24 protein-coding genes are annotated in these 22,429 nt (G+C 68.0%); 1 reads left to right on the top strand and 23 read right to left on the bottom strand.

Translation table 11 applies throughout. The features are described 5' to 3' along the window. Positions 1-23 precede the first annotated feature (23 nt). The 23 genes from ACWEWT_RS13185 to ACWEWT_RS13075 all read right to left on the bottom strand — a co-directional run bounded on the left by ACWEWT_RS13185 (position 24) and on the right by ACWEWT_RS13075 (position 20,657). A complete protein-coding gene (locus ACWEWT_RS13185; RefSeq protein ID WP_452558700.1) occupies positions 24-422 on the bottom strand; it encodes a RidA family protein in 399 nt (132 codons plus the stop codon). Continuing rightward, the gene (locus ACWEWT_RS13180; protein ID WP_452558698.1) at positions 419-760 is read right to left on the bottom strand and encodes a hypothetical protein; all 342 of its coding nucleotides are present in this window, start codon (positions 758-760) and stop codon (positions 419-421) included. Before ACWEWT_RS13180 ends, ACWEWT_RS13185 begins: the two co-directional genes overlap by 4 nt. Continuing rightward, entirely contained in the window at positions 757-1,842 is a 1,086-nt protein-coding gene (locus tag ACWEWT_RS13175; RefSeq protein ID WP_452558697.1) for a Rieske 2Fe-2S domain-containing protein, read from the bottom strand. Before ACWEWT_RS13175 ends, ACWEWT_RS13180 begins: the two co-directional genes overlap by 4 nt. Position 1,843: 1 nt before the next feature. After that, positions 1,844-2,071 carry a recombinase-like helix-turn-helix domain-containing protein gene (locus ACWEWT_RS13170; protein WP_452558695.1) on the bottom strand — a complete coding sequence of 76 codons (228 nt, stop codon included), beginning with the start codon at positions 2,069-2,071 and terminating at the stop codon, positions 1,844-1,846. Continuing rightward, positions 2,064-2,654, bottom strand: coding sequence for an alpha/beta fold hydrolase (locus ACWEWT_RS13165; RefSeq protein WP_452558693.1), 591 nt, complete (start codon positions 2,652-2,654; stop codon positions 2,064-2,066). Before ACWEWT_RS13165 ends, ACWEWT_RS13170 begins: the two co-directional genes overlap by 8 nt. Before the next feature lie 4 nt (positions 2,655-2,658). Next, the gene (locus ACWEWT_RS13160) at positions 2,659-4,335 is read right to left on the bottom strand and encodes a thiamine pyrophosphate-binding protein (RefSeq protein WP_452558691.1); all 1,677 of its coding nucleotides are present in this window, start codon (positions 4,333-4,335) and stop codon (positions 2,659-2,661) included. Between the two features lie 56 nt (positions 4,336-4,391). Further along, a complete protein-coding gene (locus ACWEWT_RS13155; protein WP_452558689.1) occupies positions 4,392-5,180 on the bottom strand; it encodes an SDR family oxidoreductase in 789 nt (262 codons plus the stop codon). Between the two features lie 53 nt (positions 5,181-5,233). Beyond that, positions 5,234-5,974: an SDR family oxidoreductase gene (locus tag ACWEWT_RS13150; protein ID WP_452558688.1), complete on the bottom strand. Its 741-nt coding sequence runs from the start codon at positions 5,972-5,974 to the stop codon at positions 5,234-5,236. Further along, positions 5,971-6,801, bottom strand: a complete 831-nt coding sequence (locus ACWEWT_RS13145) for an alpha/beta fold hydrolase (protein WP_452558686.1) — start codon at positions 6,799-6,801, stop codon at positions 5,971-5,973. The genes ACWEWT_RS13150 and ACWEWT_RS13145 overlap by 4 nt, the downstream gene beginning before the upstream one ends. Before the next feature lie 18 nt (positions 6,802-6,819). Then, positions 6,820-7,782 (bottom strand): VOC family protein, encoded by a 963-nt coding sequence (locus ACWEWT_RS13140; RefSeq protein ID WP_452558684.1) that lies wholly within the window; start codon positions 7,780-7,782, stop codon positions 6,820-6,822. Between the two features lie 28 nt (positions 7,783-7,810). After that, entirely contained in the window at positions 7,811-8,764 is a 954-nt protein-coding gene (locus tag ACWEWT_RS13135) for a PDR/VanB family oxidoreductase (RefSeq protein ID WP_452558682.1), read from the bottom strand. A gap of 32 nt (positions 8,765-8,796) precedes the next feature. Further along, positions 8,797-9,315 carry a cupin domain-containing protein gene (locus ACWEWT_RS13130; RefSeq protein WP_452558681.1) on the bottom strand — a complete coding sequence of 173 codons (519 nt, stop codon included), beginning with the start codon at positions 9,313-9,315 and terminating at the stop codon, positions 8,797-8,799. Positions 9,316-9,359: 44 nt separating this feature from the next. Next, on the bottom strand, positions 9,360-9,701 hold the full coding sequence (locus ACWEWT_RS13125) for a RidA family protein (RefSeq protein WP_452558679.1): 342 nt from the start codon (positions 9,699-9,701) through the stop codon (positions 9,360-9,362). 12 nt (positions 9,702-9,713) lie between these two features. Further along, positions 9,714-11,318 carry an aldehyde dehydrogenase gene (locus ACWEWT_RS13120; RefSeq protein WP_452558677.1) on the bottom strand — a complete coding sequence of 535 codons (1,605 nt, stop codon included), beginning with the start codon at positions 11,316-11,318 and terminating at the stop codon, positions 9,714-9,716. 178 nt (positions 11,319-11,496) lie between these two features. After that, a complete protein-coding gene (locus tag ACWEWT_RS13115) occupies positions 11,497-12,339 on the bottom strand; it encodes an aspartate dehydrogenase domain-containing protein (RefSeq protein WP_452558675.1) in 843 nt (280 codons plus the stop codon). A 112-nt stretch (positions 12,340-12,451) separates the two neighbouring features. Next, positions 12,452-14,917 (bottom strand): xanthine dehydrogenase family protein molybdopterin-binding subunit, encoded by a 2,466-nt coding sequence (locus ACWEWT_RS13110; RefSeq protein WP_452558673.1) that lies wholly within the window; start codon positions 14,915-14,917, stop codon positions 12,452-12,454. Further along, positions 14,914-15,462: a (2Fe-2S)-binding protein gene (locus ACWEWT_RS13105; protein ID WP_452558671.1), complete on the bottom strand. Its 549-nt coding sequence runs from the start codon at positions 15,460-15,462 to the stop codon at positions 14,914-14,916. The genes ACWEWT_RS13110 and ACWEWT_RS13105 overlap by 4 nt, the downstream gene beginning before the upstream one ends. After that, positions 15,455-16,330 (bottom strand): FAD binding domain-containing protein, encoded by an 876-nt coding sequence (locus ACWEWT_RS13100; RefSeq protein ID WP_452558669.1) that lies wholly within the window; start codon positions 16,328-16,330, stop codon positions 15,455-15,457. Before ACWEWT_RS13100 ends, ACWEWT_RS13105 begins: the two co-directional genes overlap by 8 nt. Further along, positions 16,330-17,151, bottom strand: coding sequence for an ABC transporter ATP-binding protein (locus tag ACWEWT_RS13095; protein WP_452558668.1), 822 nt, complete (start codon positions 17,149-17,151; stop codon positions 16,330-16,332). Before ACWEWT_RS13095 ends, ACWEWT_RS13100 begins: the two co-directional genes overlap by 1 nt. Continuing rightward, complete coding sequence (locus ACWEWT_RS13090) at positions 17,144-18,043, bottom strand: ABC transporter permease (RefSeq protein ID WP_452558667.1); 900 nt, start codon at positions 18,041-18,043, stop codon at positions 17,144-17,146. Before ACWEWT_RS13090 ends, ACWEWT_RS13095 begins: the two co-directional genes overlap by 8 nt. After that, positions 18,043-18,837, bottom strand: a complete 795-nt coding sequence (locus tag ACWEWT_RS13085) for an ABC transporter permease (RefSeq protein ID WP_452558665.1) — start codon at positions 18,835-18,837, stop codon at positions 18,043-18,045. The genes ACWEWT_RS13090 and ACWEWT_RS13085 overlap by 1 nt, the downstream gene beginning before the upstream one ends. After that, complete coding sequence (locus ACWEWT_RS13080; protein WP_452558664.1) at positions 18,837-19,808, bottom strand: ABC transporter substrate-binding protein; 972 nt, start codon at positions 19,806-19,808, stop codon at positions 18,837-18,839. The genes ACWEWT_RS13085 and ACWEWT_RS13080 overlap by 1 nt, the downstream gene beginning before the upstream one ends. A gap of 306 nt (positions 19,809-20,114) precedes the next feature. Beyond that, on the bottom strand, positions 20,115-20,657 hold the full coding sequence (locus ACWEWT_RS13075; RefSeq protein ID WP_452558662.1) for a MarR family winged helix-turn-helix transcriptional regulator: 543 nt from the start codon (positions 20,655-20,657) through the stop codon (positions 20,115-20,117). Positions 20,658-20,891: 234 nt separating this feature from the next. On the opposite strand from ACWEWT_RS13075, the gene ACWEWT_RS13070 reads away from it, so the two are divergent. After that, positions 20,892-22,031 carry an XdhC family protein gene (locus ACWEWT_RS13070; protein WP_452558661.1) on the top strand — a complete coding sequence of 380 codons (1,140 nt, stop codon included), beginning with the start codon at positions 20,892-20,894 and terminating at the stop codon, positions 22,029-22,031. The last annotated feature ends 398 nt before the right edge of the window (positions 22,032-22,429 follow it).

Here is a 22,429-nt window from a genome sequence, read left to right as displayed (position 1 = left end):
ATCCGATCCGGGCCGACGGCGGATCAGGTGCGCCTGTGTGATCCGATGGCCCCTTGGGCCTCGATCTCCACCCTGAGGCCGGGCTCCACGAGCGCCGACACTTCGACGAGCGTCGAGCACGGGAAATCGCCGGAGAACACCTCGGCGCGTGCTCTCCCGACCGCCGCCCGGTCGGCGATATCGGTCAGGTAGACCCGCAATAACAGGATGTCGTCCACCACGGCGCCACAGGCCTCGGTGAGCAGCCGGACCCGCCGGAACGCCTCCTGAGCCTGGAGGTAGGCGTCGGCGCCGCCCACTGTCCCCTCGGGACCGCCGGCGTGCATACCGGACAGGAAGAACTGATCGCCGTGCACCCGGGCGTTGCTGAACATGCCCGGGCGCGGCGGCTCCGGAACCGTCGCCGCCGCGACCCGGGTCATGCGCCGCGCCGTTCGCCGGATTCGCGGGTCAGCCGTTCGCGGACCGGCACGAAATCGTAGGTTGGGTAGAAGTCCGTCTGGAACACACCCCACGCCCGCCGTTCCAGCTCCACATTCACGGCGGCGAGCTCGGCCACCGGCAGCCGCAGTGTCACGATCTGGCCCACCCCCATCGCGACCACCCACGAGACCACCTCGCAACCCGGCGGTGGAAAGTGCTGCCACCAGCCGGCGTCGTCGAGTTTGCCCTGGATCTGTTCCAGGTTCTGTGACTGGTCGTGCCGCAGGAATACGGTCAGCATCATGGTGTCGGCGGAGTCCGCCCGGGTCGTGCTCATACCGGTTCGCCGGCCAGGATCGCGGCCTGCTTCCGCGCGTCCGCGCGGTAGATGCGGCGGATCCGCGAAACACCCAGGTCGTGTTGGTAGAGGTGTTCCTCGTGATCGGCGTCGGCGGCCAGGGCCTCGAGCACTTCGCGGTCCTGTTCGAGTACCTCCCAGTGCCGGGCCTCGAGCCGGGTGCGGTACAGGAAACGCCACACCTCACGTTCCCAGCCGTCCACGCGGCGGGTACGCCAGTGGAAGATCGCGGAATCGCCGGCGTCGATCGGCGTCGCCATGCCGACGATGCCGAAAACACCGCCCGGCCCGGCGTTCGGGGCGTAGGGGATCTCCAGGTCGACGTAGTCCATGGATCCGCGCACGTATTCGACCCAGTCGAAGTTCACGCCGATCTGATCGGTTTTCTCGAAGAAGAAGCCGCGGTCGGTTTCCCGGATCCGGAAGCGCGCCGAGGTGTCACCGCCGAACATCGAATGCGAATCGCGGTGCAGGAACGCACCGTGCATCGGATCGAGGACATTGTCCATATAGAAGCGCCAGGGTCCGGCCCATTCCGCGAAGTTCGGGAACCAGGAGACCGCCTCGTCGGTGAGCCGGTCGGGCAGCACGAACGGTGTGGGTTCGGAATCATGGGTGAGCGGGACGAACGCGAAGATGGTGTCGGCGGCCTCGACGACCCGCAACGATACTGTCGCCCGCTTACCTTCGAGCGCGCAACCGGGCATCCCGGGTACGGAGACGACAGTGCCGGTGCCGTCCACTTGGACACCGTGATACTTGCAGGCGAGCCGGTCGCCGAGATGCTGCCCGACCGACAGCGGGGCGCTGCGGTGCGGGCAGCGGTCCTCGAGCATATGGACGGTTCCCCGGGGGTCCCGGAACAGTACCCAGTCGACGGACAGGCGGGTGACCTTCTTGGATTCGCCGGGTTTCACCATGCGCGACGGCAGGATCGGATACCAGCGGTCGCGCAGCCCGGTGGCGGCGATATCGGCGGCGGTCATATCCCTGCGGACGCCGACGGCGCGCTTCTTCGGACCGCCGGTCGCGGTCGGGGCGGATGTGGTCGCGGTGGTCATCTCAGTCTCCCAGTCGTCGCATCTCGGCGCGGAAATTGTCCTCGGTCCAGGCCTGCCCGTCGGGGGCGTGCAGCCCCAGATCGTTCAGTCCCGCGATCAGTCCCGGCAGGTCGTGGGTGCCCCGGCCGAAAACCTCCATGATCGAACCGGACAGTTTGGCCTCGTAGGGGCTGATCGGTTCGAGATGGGTCTGGTTGGGTTCGAGGTAGTGCGCGGCTTGTTCAGGCATTGGCTTTCTCCTGTCGCTGCGATGCCATGGCATCGAGACCTTCGGCGATGATGGTGAACGCGGTGACCCATTCGTTGAACGAGGCCGCGCGTTCGCGGTGGGCCGGGATCGTGCCGCCGTCGATGACGACGAAGACGCCGTTGTCGATACCACCGGCGATGCGCTGCGCGGTAGCGATATCCGCGTGCCCGTCGGGGACCGAGGCGATCACCAGGCTCGGTGCGGCCACCCGCGTCAGGAGTTCGCGATACCCGGGAGAATCCGGCTCGACCTCCGGGTCACCGAGTACGAGGCTGGTCACGAGCGCGGGATGCCGGGCGGCGAACGCGATGGCGCCGTATGCGGTGGCGCCCGTGGCCAGCAGGTGCACGCGGTCGTGGCCGAGGGCCGCGACGGCGGCGGCGACCTCGTTCACCCACGGCTCCACGGATTCCGGGTCGGCGGGGTCCAGCGCGCGGGACCGGTACGCGATGGCGCCGAGTGCCTCGACCTGCTCGGCGAACCAGCTATCCGGGTCCGGCCCGGCGTGCAGGCATACCAGCGCGTGCGCCGGGGTGTCGTCGTCCCATTCGTTGCCGGTCATCGGATCAACCCTCCCGAACCGGGATGTGCACGGGTGGTGTGAACGGGCCGGGCGGCGGTTCGACCGCCGCGACATCGACCTCGACGATCGCCGGACCGCGCGTCGCCACCGCGTCCGCGAACGCTTTCTCGAAACGTCCCGGCCCCTGGACCAGGGTGTAGGGCATATCGAGCGCGGCCGCGAGCAGATCGAACCGCGGCGTGAACAGATCGACACCGGACCGATCGAAGCCGTTTGCCGCCTGCATATTCCGCAGTACGCCGTAGCCGCCGTCGTTGAACACCACTACGACGCACCAGGCGCCGCTGCCCGCGAGCGAGGCGAGTTCGCCCAGATGTACGGCGAGACCGCCGTCCCCGGCGATCACGGCGGTCGGCACCTCGGGCCGGCCGAGGGCGGCGCCGATGCCCATGGCCAGCCCCTGGCCGATACCACCGCCGAGAGGGAAGATATTGGTCTCGCGTTCGTAGAAGGGCAGCAATCGGTTGCCCCACTGGCTGGACGGGATGGTCACATCGCGCGCCACGACGGATTCGCGCGGCAGTACCGACCGCATCGCCGCGCAGATCTCCGCGTAGCCGCCGATATAGGCCGTGAGTGCGGCGCGTACCGCCGCCCCGGTGCCGGTGACCCGGGCGGACCACCCCGGGTCCACCGATGTGCTGGTCAGGGCGTCGTTGATCGCAGCGAGGGTGGTCGCGGCATCCCCCACGATGCCGACCTTCGCCGGATAGATCCGGCCGATGGCCGCCGGATCCACATCGATCTGGATCTGGGTGACGGGTAACCGCAGGTTGTAGCTCTTGGTCTCGTTGGAGCGGAAATGGGTACCGATCGACAGCAGCAGATCGGCATCCGCGAGCAACGGCGCGACCTCCGGCGCCGTCGCGAAGTTCCCGATCACCAGGGCGTCGTCCTCCGGCACGATCGCCCGCCCCGAATTACTGGTCAGCAGACCCGCGCCCAGGGTGTGCAGCAGGGTGGCCAGCTCGGCCTTCGCGCCGGCCGCTCCCCCGCCCACCCAGAGCAGCGGACGCTCGGCCGCCGACAGCAACGCCACGGCCTCGGCGATCGCGCGGCTGTCCGGTTTCGGAGCATCGAAAGCCGGTGGCTCGTACGTACGCTGATCGGCCGGCCGCGCCAGATACTGCAGATCCGAGGGCCATTCGACACTGGCCGGACCCTGCGGGGCGGCCAGGATATGGGCGATGGCGGTTTCCAGCTCCGCTTCGACGTCCTCCGCGCGTTCGACGGAGGTCGCATAGCGGGAGACGGCATCGAGCATCTGGAGTTGTTTGGGCACTTCGTGGATGACGCCGCGTGTCGACCCGCCGGCACCGAGGTACTCGCTCTCGATCTGGCCGGTCACGTGCAACACCCGGCTACCCGCGGTCAGCGCTTCGAGCATGGAACCCGCGGCATTGCCGGCGCCGGTTCCCGTGCTGGTGATCGCGACACCGATCTTCCCGGTCGCCCGCGCGTACCCGTCGGCGGCGTTGACCGCCGCCGCTTCGTGGCGCACCTCCACGAACTTCAATTCCCGCGCTACCGCTTCGACGAGTGGCAGGTTGTGGATGCTGATCACGCCGAAGGCGGTGTCGATGCCGTGCCTGCGCATCACGGCGACGAGCACATCGCCCCCGGTGGGCTCCTTGGTGCCGGGGCTGTCGGTGGTCGTCATGGTGGGTCCTCCGGAAGAGATGTGGGAACGGCGGATACGCCGGGCCGGGCCGATGGTCAGATGTAGCGGCCGACGCCACCGCCGACATCGATGCTGGTGCCGGTGGTGTAGCCGCTCAGCGGCGAGAGCAGGGTGACGATCGGGAACGCGACCTCCTCCGCGGTGCCGAAGCGGCCCAGCGCGATACCGCGATCGGCGGCGATCTCCGCGCTCCACGCGTCGTAGTCGAGTGCGGTCCCGGATTCCTCGAAGCGGCGGCGCCACTGCCCGGTGTCGACGAGACCGAGCAGTACCGAGTTCACCCGGGTCCCGTCCGCGGCGAGGTCCTCGGCCATGGAGTGGGTGAGGTTGAGCAGCGCGGCCCGTGCGGCCGAGGTGACGGCCAGGCGCGGTTCCGGCTGGCGGGACAGGATCGCGTTGACATTGACGACGGCACCGCGGTCCGCGGCCGCGAGCGCGCCCCGGGCCGCGCGTACCAGGTTCCAGGAACCGAAGATCTTCAGGTCGAATTCCGCACGTATCTGTTCGTCTGTGGTCCGGGTCAGAGGCGCCATCAGCGAACGTCCGGCATTGCACACCAGCCCGTCGATACCGCCGAATCGTCCGGCGGCGGCGCCGATGAAGGATTCGACCTCGTCGCGGTCGGTGACATCGCAGGCGGCGAGGTGGATCCGGGCGGGGTCGGCACCGTCGATCGAATCGATCGCGGCGCGTAGCCGGTCCAGATCGCGGGCGCACGCGGCGATCCGGGCGCCCTCGGCGATCAGCATGCGGGTGGTCGCCAATCCCACCCCGGAGCTCGCGCCGGAGACGACCACGGTGCGGTCGGTGAGCTGCAGATCCATCGAGTGTCGGTCTCTCTGTGAGGGAGGGGGTATCGGTAGGCCGGAAAGGTCGCTCAGTTCATGACGAATCCGCCGTCGACCACCAGTGTCTGGCCGGTCAGGTAGCTCGCCGCGTCCGAGAGCAGGAACTGCACCGTGCCCGCGACATCGTCGGGCGTCTGCTCGCGGGCCAGCACCTGGTTGTCGGCGTAGAGCCGGTACCGCGACGCCGGGACCGTGGCCGTCGCCTCCACCCGGGTCAACCCGGGTGCGACGGCGTTGACCCGCAGTCCGTGCGGGCCCCCATCGCGCGCCATCGTGCGGGTCATCGCCATGACCGCACCCTTGGAGCCGACATAGTGCACCAGGCGCGGCGACCCGTACAGGGCGGCATCGGAGGCGATGTTCACGATCGCGCCGTTGCCGCCGCGAGTCAGCTGGGCGAACAGGTGCTTGCTCACCAGCCAGGTCCCGAACGCGTTGACGGTCATCACCTTCTGGAAGAACCCCTCATCGAGTTCCCAGAAGGCATCACCGCCCACGCCGTCGGCCAGCGCGGCATTGTTGACCAGCGCGTCCGCGCCCCCCAGGGCCTCGACCCGGCTCGCGAGGGCCACCACCGAATCGCGGGCGGCGATATCGGTGACCACAGCCGTGACGTCGTATCCCTTGTTCCGCAACGCTTTCTGGGCATTTTCGGCCAGCTCGGCGCGCATCTCCGCGATGACGATCCGGTCGCCCGCGGCGGCCAGCCGCTCGGCGATCGCGAAACCCAGTCCACGGCCCGCCCCGGTGACCACGATCAGTCTGCTCATTCGTCCAGTTCCTTCCAGAACCGCAGGATGTGCGCGGCCGCCTCGGCCGGTTTCTCCTGCACCGCCGCATGGCCGGCGCCCAGGATCAGCCCGAAACGTGCCCCGGGAATCGCGTCGGCGAGCAACCGGGATTCGTCGACGCCGGTGACGACGTCGTCCACTCCGACCAGTACCAATGTGGGTGCCGCCAGGGTCGCCAGGCTCGGACCGGTATCGGTGCGGGCCATGTACTCGGCGGCAGCGGTATAGCCGGACAACCGAACCCGCGCCATCTCGGATTCCACCGCGCGCGCGATCTCGGCAGCGCAGCCGGGCGAGACCAGCCGGCCCGCCCGGGCCGCCGCGAATGCCGGAGCGCCGACTTCACGCAGTTCACCGATCCGTGCCCGCATCCCCTGCGCCCGCTCCCGGTTCACCCCCGAACCGCGGGTGCTGTCGACCAGGACGAGCGAACGGACCGACGCCGGATCCACGGCGGCGACCGCGGTCGCGATCACTCCGCCCCACGAGGTGCCGATCAGATGTATCGGCCCGCCGCCGAGTTCGGCGATCAGCTCCGCAACCACCAGCGCGTGGTCGTAGCTGCCGGGGGATCCGGCCGCGTTCGGCACCGGATCGGCGGACTGCCCGTATCCCGGTGCGTCCCAGCAGTAGGTGCGGTAGCCCCGCGTGCTCAGTACCTCGGCCAGTGCGCCGCAGGCCGCGGCACTTCCGCCGATACCGTGCAGGAGCAGCACCGGGTCACCCGCACCGCGGACCTCGAGCGAGATCCCCCGCGCCGAAACCCACCGGGTCGCCCGGGCGGCCGATTCGGCCGTGACGGTCACGGCTGCACCCTCCGCATCTCACTGACCCCCGTAGAAGTAGTCGTCGATCCCCGGGCTGACCCGGCCGCGGTGCCCGAGATCGGGTACTCCGGCCATGGCCGCGCGGACCGTGGTCGTCGGCGGACCCGCGGTACCCCACTGGTCGGAGAGTTCGGGCGTGCGCTTCCAGGTCCGGCACAACCAGCGGTCCTCGTCGATCTGGGCCACCTCGGAGGTGTACTCGCACACCAGTCCGGCTGGATCGGTGAAGTAGGAGAAGGTGTTGTCGCCCGGACCGTGCCGGCCGGGGCCCCACTGCGGGACGATGCCGCTGCGTTGGAGGCTGCCGAGCCCCCGCATGAAATGGTCGAGGCTCTCCATCTCGTAGGCCACATGGTTGATCGACGGGAAATCGGCCTGGTTGAGCGCGATGACGTGGTGGTCGGAATTGCACCGCAGGAAGGTCATCTGGTGTTCGGACCAGTCCGAGATCCGCATACCCAGCACCTGGGTGTAGAAGTCCGCGGTGCGATCGATATCGCTGGTGTTGAGCACGATATGCGCGAGTTTGCGGGGAATGGCCCGGCGACCCGCCGGTTCCTGTGCCGAGACCGCGAACGTATCGGCGGACAGCTCCAGGCAGCGGCCCTCCGGATCGACGAGCTGCAGGCCGTAGCCGCCGCCCGCGTCGTCGAGCCGGCCGGGCTCGCGCAGCAGCGGGATACCCAGCTTCTGTAGTGCGCGGGCCGCATCGTCGACCTCGCGCGGCGTGCCGACCGCGAACGAGATCCGGTCCAGTGCGTTGCCGGTACCGGCGCGCAGTTGCAGAACGTGGTGCTCGGTCCCCGTGGCACGCAGCCAGAAGGTGTCACCGTCTTCGTCGACGGTGCTCAGACCCCACGCCTCGTGGTAGAAATCGCGGGAGCGGGCCGGATCGGGCACCGTGACCGATACCGACCGCAATGCCCGGAGAGTACAGACCGGTGTTCCGGAGAATCGCATGATCGACCTTTCTGTCGAGGGTGGCCGGCTACAGGTCGAGGACGAGTTCGGCGGAGCGGCAGCGGGAAACGCAGACGAACATGGTGCCGCACGTCTGCTGTTCCTCGGGTGAGAGCAGGAAGTCGCGGTGCTCGACATCGCCTTTGACGACGCCGACCTCGCAGGTCCCGCAGATACCCTCGGTGCACGAGCTCTCCACCGGCACACCGGCGTTCTGCAGGGCATTCAGGACCGACACATCCGGCGCGACCGGGATCCGCCGGCCACTGGTGGCGAGAACCACGTCGAAGGCGGTATCCGTCCCGATGATCACCGGTTCGGGAGCCTTGAACCGCTCGATACGCAACTGCCCTGGATCGGTCAAGGCGTCGGAGCAGGCGGTCAGCAACGACTCGGGGCCACAGCAGTAGGCGACCGCATCGCCGTCGATATCCCCGAGCAGCCCGGCGAGGTCGGGGTATCGACCCGCTGCCGCGTCGTCCGCGTGGATCGTCACGCGGTCGGCGGGCAGCGCGCCGATCTCGTCGAGGAACGCCATCGTCGACCGGGATCGTCCGGTATAGAGCAGCGTCCAGTTCGCGCCCGCGCGGTGCAGGTCGCGCACCATCGAGAGGATCGGGGTGATACCGATCCCGCCCGCGACCAGAATGTGCCGGGCCGCGGTGTCGAGCGCGAAGTTCTGCCGCGGACCCTCGACTTCGAGGAGTCCGCCGACCGGCAGCAGGTCGTGGATATACGCACTGCCGCCCCGCGAATCCGGTGTGCGCAGTACCGCCACGGTCCACCGCGACCGGTCTCCGGGGTCCGAGCAGAGCGAATACTCGCGGACGAGCCCGTTCGGCAGGTGCAGCGCGAGGTGCGCACCGGGTGCCCAGCTCGGCAACTCGGTACCGGCCGGATCGACCAGCGTCACGCTGACGACTCCGTCGGCTTCCCAGGTCTTCTGCTGGACGCGCAGCGTCCGCCTCATCGGCTCGTCCATCGGGCTCTCCTCGTCCGTCTTCCGGTACTCGATCAGCGAGTGACGCCGAACATTTCGGAGCTGGGCGGGTAGGTGGGCAGCTGCGGCTTGGGGGTGCCGATGATGACGCAGAACAGCGCGTCGGCATCGGAGACGTTCGCGAGGCTGCGCGGCACCCCGGCGGGTACGCGGATCAGATCGCGGTAGCCGAGGGTGCGGACCGCCTTCTTCGTCCCGTCCTCGACATCGTGGACGGCGACCTCGATCTCGCCTTCGAGAACGTAGAAGACCTCTTCGACGTCGTGGTGGGTGTGCTCGGGACCGACCGCACCGGCGGGCAGCCGCATATTGGAGAAGGTGAAGTGATCGGCCTTGATGATGTTGTTGTCGGTGTCGTGGTTGCCGGTGGCACCCGAGCCGATATAGCGGATCTGGGCCCGCTTGAACCGGTCGCCGCCCTTGGCTGCCTGGAACCCGAGTGTGTCCCAGTCCTCGTGGCGGGTATCGGCCGCGGCGATGCAGGAGTCGATCAGCGCGTCGAGATCGACGCCGGTCTTTTCGGTGCTGGACATGATGTGTGCCTTCCTCTGTCGGTGATCCGTAGGGTGCGGGTGTACTACCCGCGGTGGGCGATGGCCTCGATCTCGACCGTCGCGCCGTAGGGCAGCGCGGCGACCTCGACGAAGGACCGGGCCGGACGGGGTTCGGCGAATACCGCCTCGTAGTGCCGGTTCGCTTCGTCGCGCAGGGCGACGTCGGTGACGAAATAGGTGGTCTTCACGACGTTCTCGAGCGTCATATCGATGGTCGCGAGTCGTTCGCCGAGCCGGGCCATCGCGGCCTCGAGGGCCGCCCGGCGGCCGGGGACCGCGATACCGTCCTCGTCCACCGACAGTGCGCCGGAGACGAATCCGAAACCGGCGATACCGAAGGCCGGGCTGTAGGGATGAGCGCTCACGGTGCTCCCTTCTCACCGACCTGCCCAGGGCAGCGGCTGCCCGGACACGTCGAGGTAGATGCTCTTCTGGTTCATATAGGACCGGATTCCGTCGCGGCCCTTCTCGGTACCGATCCCGCTGTCCTTCAGCCCGCTGAAGGGAGTCGAGATACTGAACTGTTTGTAGGTGTTGATCCACACGGTTCCGGCCTGGACGGCGCGGGCGGTCCGCCAGGCGCGCCGATAGTCCGAGGTCCAGATTCCGCAGGCCAGACCGAATACCGTGTCGTCGGCCTGGGCGACGACATCGGCCTCGTCCTCGAACGGGAGCACCACCGCCACCGGCCCGAAGATCTCCTCCTGGCAGACGGTCGCACTGTTCGGGACGCCGGTGAGCACGGTGGGCAGGTAGTACGCGCCGTCCGCGAGGGCGGGATCGGCGGGGACGGAACCGCCGCACAGCACCGTCGCACCCTCGCGCACCGCGTCGTCGACCATCGCCGCGACCCCGTCCCGGTGCTCCCGGGTGACCATGGGCGCCACCTGGGTGCGCGGATCGGTGCCCGGACCCACCCGCAGCGCCGTGGTCGCTGCCACCAGGCGGTCGACGAATTCGTCGTATACCGCGCGCTGTACGAAGACCCGGGACCCCGCGATACAGCTCTGGCCCGACGAGGAGAAGATGCCGTACAGCACCCCGGCCAGCGCCTGATCGAGGTCGGCGTCGGCGAAGACGATGGTGGGCGATTTCCCGCCGAGTTCGAGGGTGATCGGCATCAGCTTCTCGGCGGCGACATGTGCCAGCGCGCGACCGGTCCGGGTACCACCGGTGAACGAGATCTTGCCGATTCCCGGATGCCGGGCGAGTGCGTCGCCGACGGTGCGCCCCGGTCCGGGTAGCACCGACAGCAGGCCCGGCGGTAGGCCGGCCTCCTCCGCCAGCCGGGCGAGCAGCAGGGTCACCCACGGCGCCCAGACCGGCGGTTTGGCGACGACCGCGTTTCCCGCCGCGAGGGCCGGGGCGATCTTCTGCGCGTCCGAGGCGATCGGTGAGTTCCACGGCGTGATGGCGCCGACGACCCCCATCGGTTCATGGGTCGCGAAGGTGAGGAACGGACCCCGCCGGGGCGTGATCGTCTCCTCCATCGTCTCGAGCGCCGCCGCCATGAACCGGAAGGTGCCGGCGGCGCTGCGCGCGAGGGCACCGGTTTCGGCGAGCGTCTTTCCGGTATCGGCGGTCTGCAGGGCGGCGATGCGGTCGGTGTTGGCCTCGATCGCGGTCCCGATCCGGTACAGGACGGCCGCGCGCTCGTGCGGTAGCAACTCGGCCCAACCGGAGCTCGCGACCGCCCGCAGGCCACCGTCGACGGCCAGTTCGACATCGTGTGCGACGGCACCGTGCAGGTGCGCGAAGACCCGGCCCGTGGCCGGATCGACCGATTCGATGACCGCGCCCGAGCCGCGCACCCACCGGCCCGCCACGAAGATCTCATCGGTCGTATCGAGAACCGGTGCGGCTGTCCACGAATGTTCGAGATCCGCGGCGTCGGTGGGTACCGCCGGGGCTTGCGGCCCGAAGGCGGGGATCTCGTTTGCCGCCTGCGGCGAACGAGTGCTCGTGCTGCTCGGTAAGTCCATCGGGGTCTTCATCCGTTCCCTCTGTCGCAGCACTGTCCGGAACCGCATGAGCTCCGAATCCCTCCGGTAAAAGAGTCTGAGCTAAAAGATACTTACCGTCAAGATGTCTGCGTGAAGTTGTCGTAACGGGCCCGGCCCGGGCCCTTCGGGGTGTTCGTCGTCGCGTCGAGCGGCCCGGTCAAGCAATGAGATTCGGATGGCCGGTCAGATGTGCCAGCGTCCGCAGGATCGAGTACGGCACCACCGCACTGGTCCGCGGATTGTCCGCGCTCGGCAGATTCTCGATCTTGATCGAATACCTGCCGATCGGTCCCGACGCCTCTATCTCGTGGCAGGTGAGCTCCGCATCCGGATCGGCGTACAACTCGACCGACACCGTCTCCCAGTCACTCACCGCGAAACTCACCGCGGCCGCGACATTCAGCGATTTCGGGAACAGCCGCGCCGCCTCGGCCGGACTGCCCGCGAAAACCTGGAGCCGCGTCGCCGTGGTGCCGATCCGGAGCCGCTGCGCCGCGTCCATCCACGGTTGCACCAGCGACTCCGGCGATTTCGTCGACCGGACGAGTACCCGGTCGAACGGCGCCGCGTCGCGGGCGGCGGCAAGGAGATCGAGGCCGCCGACCGCACCGTGCGTACACACCACCCGCCCCGGCCCGCGACCCGCGATCCGCTGCGCGAACGCCGGATCCGACAGCGCCCCGACCGACGACACCAGCAGGTCACGCCCGGCATCGACCACCTGCTGGGCAACCTCCCATACCGCCTCCTGCGACGCGCATTCGACTACCACGTCCGCGATGTCGAGCGCTTCCGCGAGGCCGAGCGCGGGCGCCGGGAGGTCCGCGACCGGTGACCGGTTGACGATCCCGGCCAGTTCGGCACCGGGTACGTCCCCGCGGCGGAGCCGCTCGGCCACGACCGCACCGATACTCCCGTAACCGAGTACGCACACCCGCACCGGATTCCGACCCGCGGATAGTGCCGCGGCCGGGCGCGTGCGGTTCGACGCCGAAGTCATAACACCCTCCCCTGTAGCCGGCGGAGATCGCCGCACGGGCATGGCCACATCGCGCCCGCGGAATCGGTGACCCGCGGTCTGCGCAGCCCGGAACGCGGGTGGGGGTATCTCCTCATCGCGCCCCCTCGGAATCACTGGTGGATGCGATCCGCGGAGACCGCAGCGCAGGCGGAGGTACCGCAGCACGCGCGGCGATCGCTTCGTAGACCCGCTGCGGTGACAGCGGGAGTTCGGTGATCTGCGCGCCCACCGCGTCCGCGACGGCCTGGGCGATGGCGCTGGCGACGGGTAGCATCCCGCCCTCCCCCATGCCCTTGCTGCCGAACGGTCCCGCGCCGTGCCCCTGTTCCTGCGTGATCGAGACGAACCGTTCCGGGATGTCCTCGGCGAGCGGCACCCGGTACAGCAGCGCTTCGGCGTTGAGCAGTTCGCCGCCGGCGTCGTACCGGAGCTCCTCGAACAACGCCTGTCCCAATCCGAACACCGCCGCCCCTTCGTCCTGACCGCGACACGCGATCTTGTTGATCACCTTGCCGGCGTCACCGCTGACCGCCAGCTGCAAGACGGTGATCCGGCCGGTCTCGGGATCGACCTCCACTTCGGCGGCCGCCCAGCCGATCTCCCAGAACACGCACGGCGCCTCGAGCGGAGCACGGTGATCGTTACGCGCCTTGTAGAAACCGTCGGCGGAGAATTCGAATCCGGTGTTGCCGAAGACCTCCATGATCATCGGGAACAGATCGTGCACGGTCCCGCCGGGTGTGTGCACCTGCCAGTCCACGAGTTCGAGCCCGGCGGGATCGACGGCGAGTTGCGTAGCTGCCCAGTCGAGTACCTCGTCGCGGAGTTTCTCGGCCGCCGTCCGCACCGCCTGCCCCATCACCGCCACTCCCGAAGACGCGTTGGTGCCCTGGTCGAACGGGGTGTTGTCGGTGTCGATACGCGCGTAGGCCACCCGGGCGGGATCACAGCGCAGCACCTCGGCGACCAGTTGCGCCATCGCGGAGTGCCCACCCTGCCCCATCTCGGTGAGCGCGCAGTTGAGCAGGACATCCCCCCGCGTGGTGACCTTGACCCGCGCCATGGCGGGTTTGTTGATACCGCCGCCGTCCTTGACACCCACCGAAACGCCCATGCCCCGGTTACCGGTCCGCACCCGCTCGTGATAACCGATCGCGTCGGCCACCACCCGCATCCCCGCCACCAGATCGGAGTCGATACCGGACTCACCCGGAACGAACTCCTCACCGAGCGCCTTCAGGTTGCGCACCCGCAGTTCGTACGGATCGAGTCCGAGGCGATCGGCGATCAGGTCGACCTGCCGCTCACTGGCCCACGTCGCCTGGGTGCCGCCGAATCCGCGGTAGGCCCCGGCCGGGACGGTATTGGTGGTGACGACCTTGCACACCGAATCGATATGCTGCCAACGGTAGGCACCCGGCATCCGGTAACCGGCCTTCTCCGCGACCGCGGGGCTGTGCTCGGCGTAGGCACCGCCGTTGAGCAGTACCGTCGACCGCCGCGCGACGAACGTACCGTCGGCCCGCACTCCCGATTTCACGATGAGGGTCGCCGCGTGCTGGGACACCGTGAGGAACACTTCCTCGGTGGTCATACAGAACCGGACCGGCCGACCGCCGCTGAGCTGCGAGAGCCGGATCGCGACCGGATCGGCCTTGGGCCCGTTCTTCGCGCCGAAGCCACCGCCGAGCAGCGGCACATGGACGCGGATGCGGTTCTCCGGCACTCCGAAAACGCGCGACAGCTCCTTGCGCAGATTGAACGGCGACTGGGTAGCGGTCCACACCTCGATCTCGTCGGCGCTCGCCTCGGCAACGGTCACGAAGGGTTCGAGATGCATATGGTTCATCCGCGAGAAGTGGAAGGTGTCCTCGAAGACGTGGTCACAGCTGTCCCAGACCAAAGGCGAGCCGGTGCTGTACCGGAATTCGTAACTCACGTTCGGCGCACTGCGCAGCGACGCCGACGCGCCCTGCCCGTACTTCGGGATCACCCCGAACGGCTCGTCCGGGTGGATGACCGGCGCCGATTCCGCGAGTGCCTCGTCGACGGTGAACACCGCCGGCAGCACCTCGTATTCGACCCGGATCAGATCCAGTGCCGCGAGCGCAGTGCGCTCGTCGGTGGCGGCGACCGCCGCCACCACGTCACCGACGTACCGGACGACGCCGGTCGCGACCACCGGCTGATCCTTGACCATCGTCCCGTAGCACTGCAACCCCTCGATCTCGTCCTGGGTGACGACGGCGGTGACCCCCGGGAGCGCCCGTGCCGCCGAGGCGTCGACGGAAACGATGCGGGCGTGCGCGTGCGGGCTGCGCAGCACCTTCGCGTGCAGCATGCCGGGCCGCACGATATCGGCGCCGTACACGGCCTTTCCGGTGACCTTGGCCGTCGCGTCCGCGCGCGGGCCGTCCCGTCCGCTCACCCGGTGTTCCGGTGGGGCCGTCGGCAACTCCCGGATCCGGTACCCACCGATCGTCCGTTCGTCGACACGGTGGGTACGAGCTTCGATCCGCGGTTCGCGGCCACCCGGCCGATCCGCTACCGCCGTCATTCGCGCTCCCCGTCCTGCGCGACCGTCAGTTCCGCCGCACGTTCGACGGATTCCATGATCATCTCGTAACCGGTGCAGCGGCAGGTGTTGGAACTGATCCATTCGCGGATGGTGCCGCGGTCGGGCCGGGGTTCCCGGCGTAGCAGACCGGTCGTCAGCATCAGCATGCCGGAGGTGCAGAAACCACATTGGTAGCCACCGCATTCCGCGAAGGCCCGCTGCTGCGGCGACAGAGTTCCGTCCGGAGCCGCCAGTCCCTCGACGGTCTCCACGGCGGCGCCGTCGACCGCGAACGCGAATGTCGAACAGGAGGCGACCGGAACGTCGTCGACCAGTACCGTGCAGGCGCCGCAGACACCGCGCTCGCACGAACGGCGCACACCCCGGCAGCCGAAATCCTCGCGGAGCACATCGAGTAGTACCGCGCTGGAATCGATTCGGCAGTAGTGCTTTTCGCCGTTCAGACTGAACTCTATCGCGGTCTCGAGCACACCCGGCGGCACGTCCGCGGCGGCCGAACTCGTCTCGGCATCGGGTTCACTCATGCGGTTCGTCCTCACGATGATGGGTGGCAGCGGCCGCCTCGGTGAGCAGCCTGCGGATCAGTACTGCGACGAGGTGCCTGCGGTATTCGGCGGACCCGGTGTAATCGGCGATATCGTCCGGGAGTTGCGCGGCGAGGACCGCCGCGGTCGAGGCCGCGTCGATATCGGCGACCGATGCCGCCTCGGTGCCGGCGCGCAGCGAGATGCCCCGGCGATACTCCGACCCCGCGGTGGCGTGGACGGACAGAGCGGTGTCGGCTTCCCGGCGGATCGCGAGGGCGACCGTGGTGGTGGGGCGCATGGAACGCTCGTACCCGAACCACACCAGATCCGTAGTGGGCACCGCGATACCGGTGAGCAGCGCGGTGGTGTCGTCGGTCCACAGATCGCCGGGCGCGCGAGTGCGGCCGTCCGAGACCGTCAACCGGGCATCGAGCGCACCCAGTATCAAGGGCATTTCGTAGCGATACCGCCGAGCCATCAGATTTCCGCCGACCGTGCCGGTGTACCGGATCCGGACGGTGGCGATCCGTGACCACGCCGCCGCGAGTCCGGGGATCGCCGCGGCGACCGTCGCGCTGGTCGCGCCCTCGTGATGGGTCACCAGCGGACCCAAGTCGAGCACACCGTCCTCGTGGGTGATCGTTTTCAGGCCCGCGACCTTCCGCAGCGAGACCAGCGCCCCGGGCGCACAACCCTCCCGGATCCTGGCCACGAGATCACTGCATCCGGCGGCGATCACCGCTTCCGGATCGGCCGCGAGCACCGCTTCCACCTCGTCGATCGACTCGGGACGGTACAGCCGGAACGAAGCCAGAGCCGATTGACTCTGCGCGACAATTCCGGATCCATCCACCGTGACCCGCATCAGCTCGCCTTGCTCACAACCGAATCGCGTGGGCCGTCGGCTGCCACGCCCTCACCGCGCAGCAGCCTGGTCACATGCGAACGGATCTCGACGAATCGCGGATCCGTCTTGGTGGTGATGTGATCGCGCGGCCGCGGCAGGTCGACCTCGATCGTCTCGGCCACGATGCTCGGCGGCTTCGACAGGACGATGATGTGATCGGCCAGGTAGACGCTCTCGTCGATATCGTGAGTCACGACCAGGACGGTGATCCCCAGCCGCGCCTGGATCGTCAGGAGCAGATCCTCGAGTTCGGCGCGGGTCTGGGCGTCGACCGAAGCGTACGGCTCGTCCATGAGCAGCAGCTTCGGATGGCTGGCCAATGCCCGGGCGATGGCGACACGCTGCTGCATACCGCCCGACATCTGCCAGGGGTAGAGCTTCTCCTTACCCGACAGCCCGACCGCGTCGATCGCTTCCTGTACCCGGACAGCGCGCTCCGCCCGCGGCAGATGTTCGAGCGGGAAGGCGATATTGCGGTCCACCCGCATCCACGGGAACAGCGAGCGCGCGTAATCCTGGAACACCATAGCCAGGCCGTCGGGCACACCGGACACCTGCCGCCCGTCGAAAGTGACCGCACCGGTCGTCGGCACGTCCAGCCCGCTGATGATCCGTAGCAGGGTCGATTTACCGCAGCCGGAGGGTCCGACGATCACGCTGACTTTTCCGGCCGGGGCGGCGGCGGTGATATCGCGGACCGCGAGATTGGTTCCGTAGGACTTCGAGATGCCGGTGAGAACCAGCTCCGCGGACGTGGCCGTCACATCTGTACTAGTCATTTTGCTGAGTCACTCCTCGGTGCCAGGCCAACGCCCGCCGTTCGACGAACACGAAGATGAAATTGAGTACGACGCCGAGCGCGGCCAGCACGATGAGAACGGACCAGAACCCGGTGTAGTCGAAATCGCGCTGCGTCCGGATCAGCAGATAACCGAGACCGTTCTCCGCCTTCTGTAGTTCGGAGATGATCATGATGATGAGCGAGAGCGACATCGCGGTCCGCACACCGGCGAAGATCTTCGGTCCCGCGCCGGGAAGGACGATGTGTGTCAGCACATTCCGGCGCGAGATCTTGAACACCGCCGCCGCCTGCATCCGGCCGACGCCCACGCTCTGGACACCGTCGATCGTATTGAACAGGATCGGCCAGACCACGGAGAAGGCGATGAGGAAGATTTTCGGGCTGTCCCCCGTTCCGAACAGGAAGAAGAACACCCCCAGCAACGCCGGGCTGGGCAGCGACCGCCCCAGATGGATCAGCGGCTGGAACAGCGCCGTCAGCACCGGAACGACACCCAGCGCGACGCCCAGCGCGACTCCGATCACGACGGCCAGGAGTAGTCCCGCCATCGCACGGTAGACGCTGGGGAAGAAGTGGTCGAAGGTCGCGTCACCGAGGAACAGCCGGCCGGCGTCGGCGCTGAAGAAATCGGTGAAGACCCGCTGAAAGGCATCGAGCGGCGGCGCGACGATCAGCGAGCCGACCTCCGACTGCGACAGTGCCCACCACCCGGCGAGGATCAGCACCGGAACCAGCAGCCGGATTCCCGTATTGCCGAGCAGTCGCGACAGGGCGCCGCGGCTGCGCGCGGCCGCGGTGACGGCAGGAGATTTCGGTCCTGTCCGGACCGCCGTCGCGGCGAGTCCGGTGTCGTCGGTCGATGCGACCATCACTGGGCCAGCCCCTTCTTCCATGCGAACACCTTGTTGTCGAGGGCGGTGAAGGCCGTGCTGACCGCCAAGCCGAGGACTCCGGCCACCAGCGTCGCGGCGTATACGGTGTCGAGGTTGGTCGCGTTCGCGCTGTTGAGCAGGATGTACCCGCCGATCCCCTGCCCGTTGCCGATCAGCAGCTCCGCGCTGACAGCGACGATGAGCCCGATCGACGCGGCGATCCGGATTCCGGTGAACGCGAACGGAAGCGCGCTCGGGATCTTGATCCGGCGCAGGATCGCGATCCCCGAGAGACCGAATGTCCGGGCCGTCTGTACAGCGGTGGCGTCGGTGGCGCGGACTCCGTACAGGGTGTTCAGCAGGATCGGCCACATACAGGCGAGCGCCACGGTGATCGAGAGCGGCAGCATTCCCGAACCCAGCAGCAACACCAGGACCGGCCCCAGCGCGACCGACGGCAACACCCGGAACACCTCGACCGGGAGTTCGAAGGCGAGGAACACTTTCGTGAAGGCGCCCATCAGGCCGCCGAGCACCATACCGGCCACGGTGGCGATCAGTAGGCCGAGCATCCATTCTCGGAGAGTGAATCCGACCTCCTGCCAGAAGGCCTGGTCGCCGAACAGCGCGCCGGTCTCGGCCAGCACCCGGCTCGGAACAGGTAATCCGGGTGTGGAGACCAGGCCGGTCCGGATGACCGCTTCGGTCAGCGCGGCTGTCCCGAGCACGCCCACGATCCCGTAGGCGATGCGCTGGTTCCGGCCGAGCGGCTCACGGAGGAGATTCATCATCAATCCTCGAGCGTGACGAGATGCGAGGTGACGTCGAAGCCCGCGGGGACCCGCCCCTGCGCGCCGAGCATATCGGCGACGGACTGCATCTTCGCCGGGTCCATACTCGATGCGAAGATCGGCAGCGACATCTTCTGGGCCACTTCCGCGGGGACCTTGGCGACACCCGGCAGCCAGTTGCGGAATTCGGTTTCGTGGGTAGAGATATCGGCCCCGGCGGCGTAGATCGCGCGCGCGAATGCCGCGGTAGTGTCCGGGTTCGCGGCCACGAAATCGTCACCCGCGACGAAGATCGATGCCGGTAGGGCGTTGTTGGTACCCGTCGTGAGGTCGGCGATCTCCCGCATCCCGGCACCGCGCGCGGCCGAGGAGAACGGTTCGGGCGCGTACCCGACGTCGATCGATCCGGCCTGCACTCCCGGCAGCATCTCGGGGAACGGCACCTCGACGTACCGTGGCTCGATATCGACGCCCTGGTCGGCCGCGAGGTTGGCGATGGTGACATCACCGATGTTGTTGGTGGTGTTCACACCGACGGTCTTACCGTCGATATCGGCCAGCGATCGGATCGGCGAATCCGGTTTCACATAGAGGATTCCGCTGCTGTCGCCGAGCGAGGCGGTATGCGCGACGGTGGTGATCGGTGTCTTGCGGGACTGGGCAATCGCCGAGGAGATCGAGTTGGCGATGCTGAAGTCGAGTTCGCCGGAAGCGGCCTTCTGGATGCCGATGGGCCCGCCCTGGATCGGCTCGAGCTTCACCGTGAGGCCCTCCTTCTCGAAGAAGCCCTTCTCATCCGCCCAGTACACGGCCGCGTAGTCGGCCAGCGGAAGGACGCCCACCGAGACCTCGGTCTGCTCCAGGGTGCCGTCGGTCGCCGCGGCAGTGCGCTCGCTCGAACCGCTGCACGAGCTCAGGACCAATGCGGAGCCGGCCAGCAAAGCCGCGGCCGCGAGGCGGATTGTCGTCATGAACGTCTCCTGTCGGGACGATGGTGGCGACCGGGCTGGAGTCCACCGCGGTTGCCGAACATCTTGGCTGCAAGAGATTTCTACTTCCTTACCGCTAAGAGGTCAACGCCGGATGGGCGAGAATTCGACGCTTAACAGCCGGTTAACTCAACCGGAATCTGCCGCTTCGCGCGAAGAGATGCAGGTCACACCCCAAAAACCAGTGTGACAGCCACCACAGACAAGATCGAAAAGGTTTCGCGGGAATTGCCCCGAAACGACGAACGCTCCCAGATCGTGAGATCCGGGAGCGTGCAGAGCAGGCGTTCAGGCGGTGCGATCGACCGCGGATTCCTCCCCCACCGGCAGCGCGGCCGTCCGCAAGGACCCCTCGAGCACTGTGAGCAATCCCGCCAGCTGAGCCTTCTGCCCAGGGTCCAGACCCATGAGCATCCTCGTGAGTTCGGCGAAGTGCGCATCGGCGACCCGGTCCACGAGGTCCCGCCCCATATCGGACAGCGTCACGTAGACGACCCGCGCATCCTCGGGGTCACGCTCCCGGAGGACCAGCCCCGCCTCCTCCAGCCGGTTCACCCGCAAGGTCAGGCCACCCGTCGTCACGAGCGTCTGCTTCGCCAGTTCACCCGCTGTGCGCCGGAACTCCGGTTCCGCGCGGCGCAAGCACGCGAGCACATCGAAGCCGGCCTCATTGGTGCCGAACTGCTCGAACACCCCGTTGATCCGGGAACGGTAGAGCAGGAAGCTCCGGTGCATTCGTCCGAAGATCTCCAGCGCGGAGACATCGAGTTCGGGCCGCGACTGGGCCCATTGCCGGATGATCTCGCCGACACCGTCCGAATTTTCCGCCACTGACCCTGCCCCAACCCATCTCTAGTCGCTGACACCAGCTTACCTTTGCGCAAAGGTACTGTACGATCTTTTCTGTCGCCCCACCAGCGTGGGACTCCGGCGATCGTCTCGCCGGGGCGTACCGGTCGCGCAGTCGACCGCACGCCGACGACCGCCACCGGTAGCGAACCGCGTTCCGGCCGTCGCAGCACGGCCGTTACGCGGACCGGCAAGACCAGGCAGAGAGTAGTCCGGATGCACGAGGTGCTGAATGCAGTGGCCCGATGGCAGGCAGCCGAAATCGACTGCGCCCTGGTCACGATCATCGGATCGGCGGGTTCGATTCCCCGGCCCGTCGGCACAGTCATGGCCGTCGCACGAGACGGGACCGTCGTGGGCAGCATCTCGGGAGGGTGCATCGAGAGCGATGTCTTCCATCTGGCTCTCGAGGCGATGGACACCGGGAACGCGACAGTCCACCAGTACGCGGTCGACGACGACGGCGCCGGATCCGTCGCACTGATGTGCGGCGGCTCGATGGAAGTCCTCGTCCAGCGCGCGGGTTCGGCAGACCTCCCCGGCGTCGGGTTGGTCGCGGACAGCGTCGCGGCCGGCCGGCCGGTCGCCACGGCAACCGTTGTCTCCGAGGGCGCGCACCTGGGCAGGTCGATTGTCACGACCGGCGTCTCGTGGACCGGCACCTTCGGCAACCCACTCCTGGATGTGGCAGTGCACGCCCGGGCCACCCGCCATCTCGAGACCGGCACGACGACGACTCTACAGCTGGGTGCGACCGGGGACTGCGCCGAAGACACACTCTCGGTACTGATCTCGTCGATTGCCCGGCCACCGCGGATGCTGGTGTTCGGCGCGGTCGACTTCGCCCATGCGCTCGTCCGCGCGGCGAAACTTCTGGGATACTCGGTGACACTCTGCGACGCCCGGCCGGTTTTCGCGACACCCGAACGTTTCCCGGAAGCCGACGATGTGGTCGTCATGTGGCCCCAGGACTACCTGGAACAAGCGACGATCACACCGTCGACCGCCGTCTGCGTCCTCACCCACGATCCGCGCTTCGATGTCCCGGCACTGGAGATCGCCCTACGCTCCGCGGCGGGCTACGTGGGCGCCATGGGCAGCCGGCGGACACACACCGACCGAATGACACGCCTGCGCGCTGCCGGGTTGTCCGAATCCGAGCTGAGCCGGCTGTCCTCCCCGATCGGCCTCGATCTGGGCGCCACCACACCGGAGGAAACTGCCGTCTCCATCCTCGCGGAGGTCATCGCGCTGCGCCGCGGCGGCAGCGGCCGTCGGCTCGGACGAACCGCCGGGCCGATCCACCTACCTGCGCCCGACCACATGTACCACCGAGGTGTGCTGGACACAGCGTAGGAGCCGAGACCCGTCATCCCGCCTGCCGCAGCGGTCGATGGACCCGGCCCCACCTACTTCCTGATGCCGATAGGAGCGGGCCGACTGCGCCATCGGCCACTCCGTGAGAATGGTGAAAGCCCACAGGGCCGCACCGGGTTCAACGCTGCCCTCACCCTGTCGGCCCGGATGCGCGCCATCGATGTTGCTCGCCCGGTTGTGGCCGACTCGAGCGAAGCCGCCGAAATAGATAGTCGAATGCGCATATCTTAGTATTTGCATTCTGCCGACCAAGTGCAGGCGTCTGACGCGCGATCGAGCCGTGCGCGAACGGTCGGCGCCGGCATCCACGTTGCCGATGTGTCTTTTCTACCTATTCGACGAACCTCGATTCGTCGGCGGTCGGCGGCTACGACACG

It is taken from the genome of Nocardia sp. NPDC003963 (assembly GCF_053605105.1).
The sequence above is the reverse complement of the archived record's forward strand: the minus strand, read 5'-3'. Positions and strand labels throughout refer to the sequence as shown.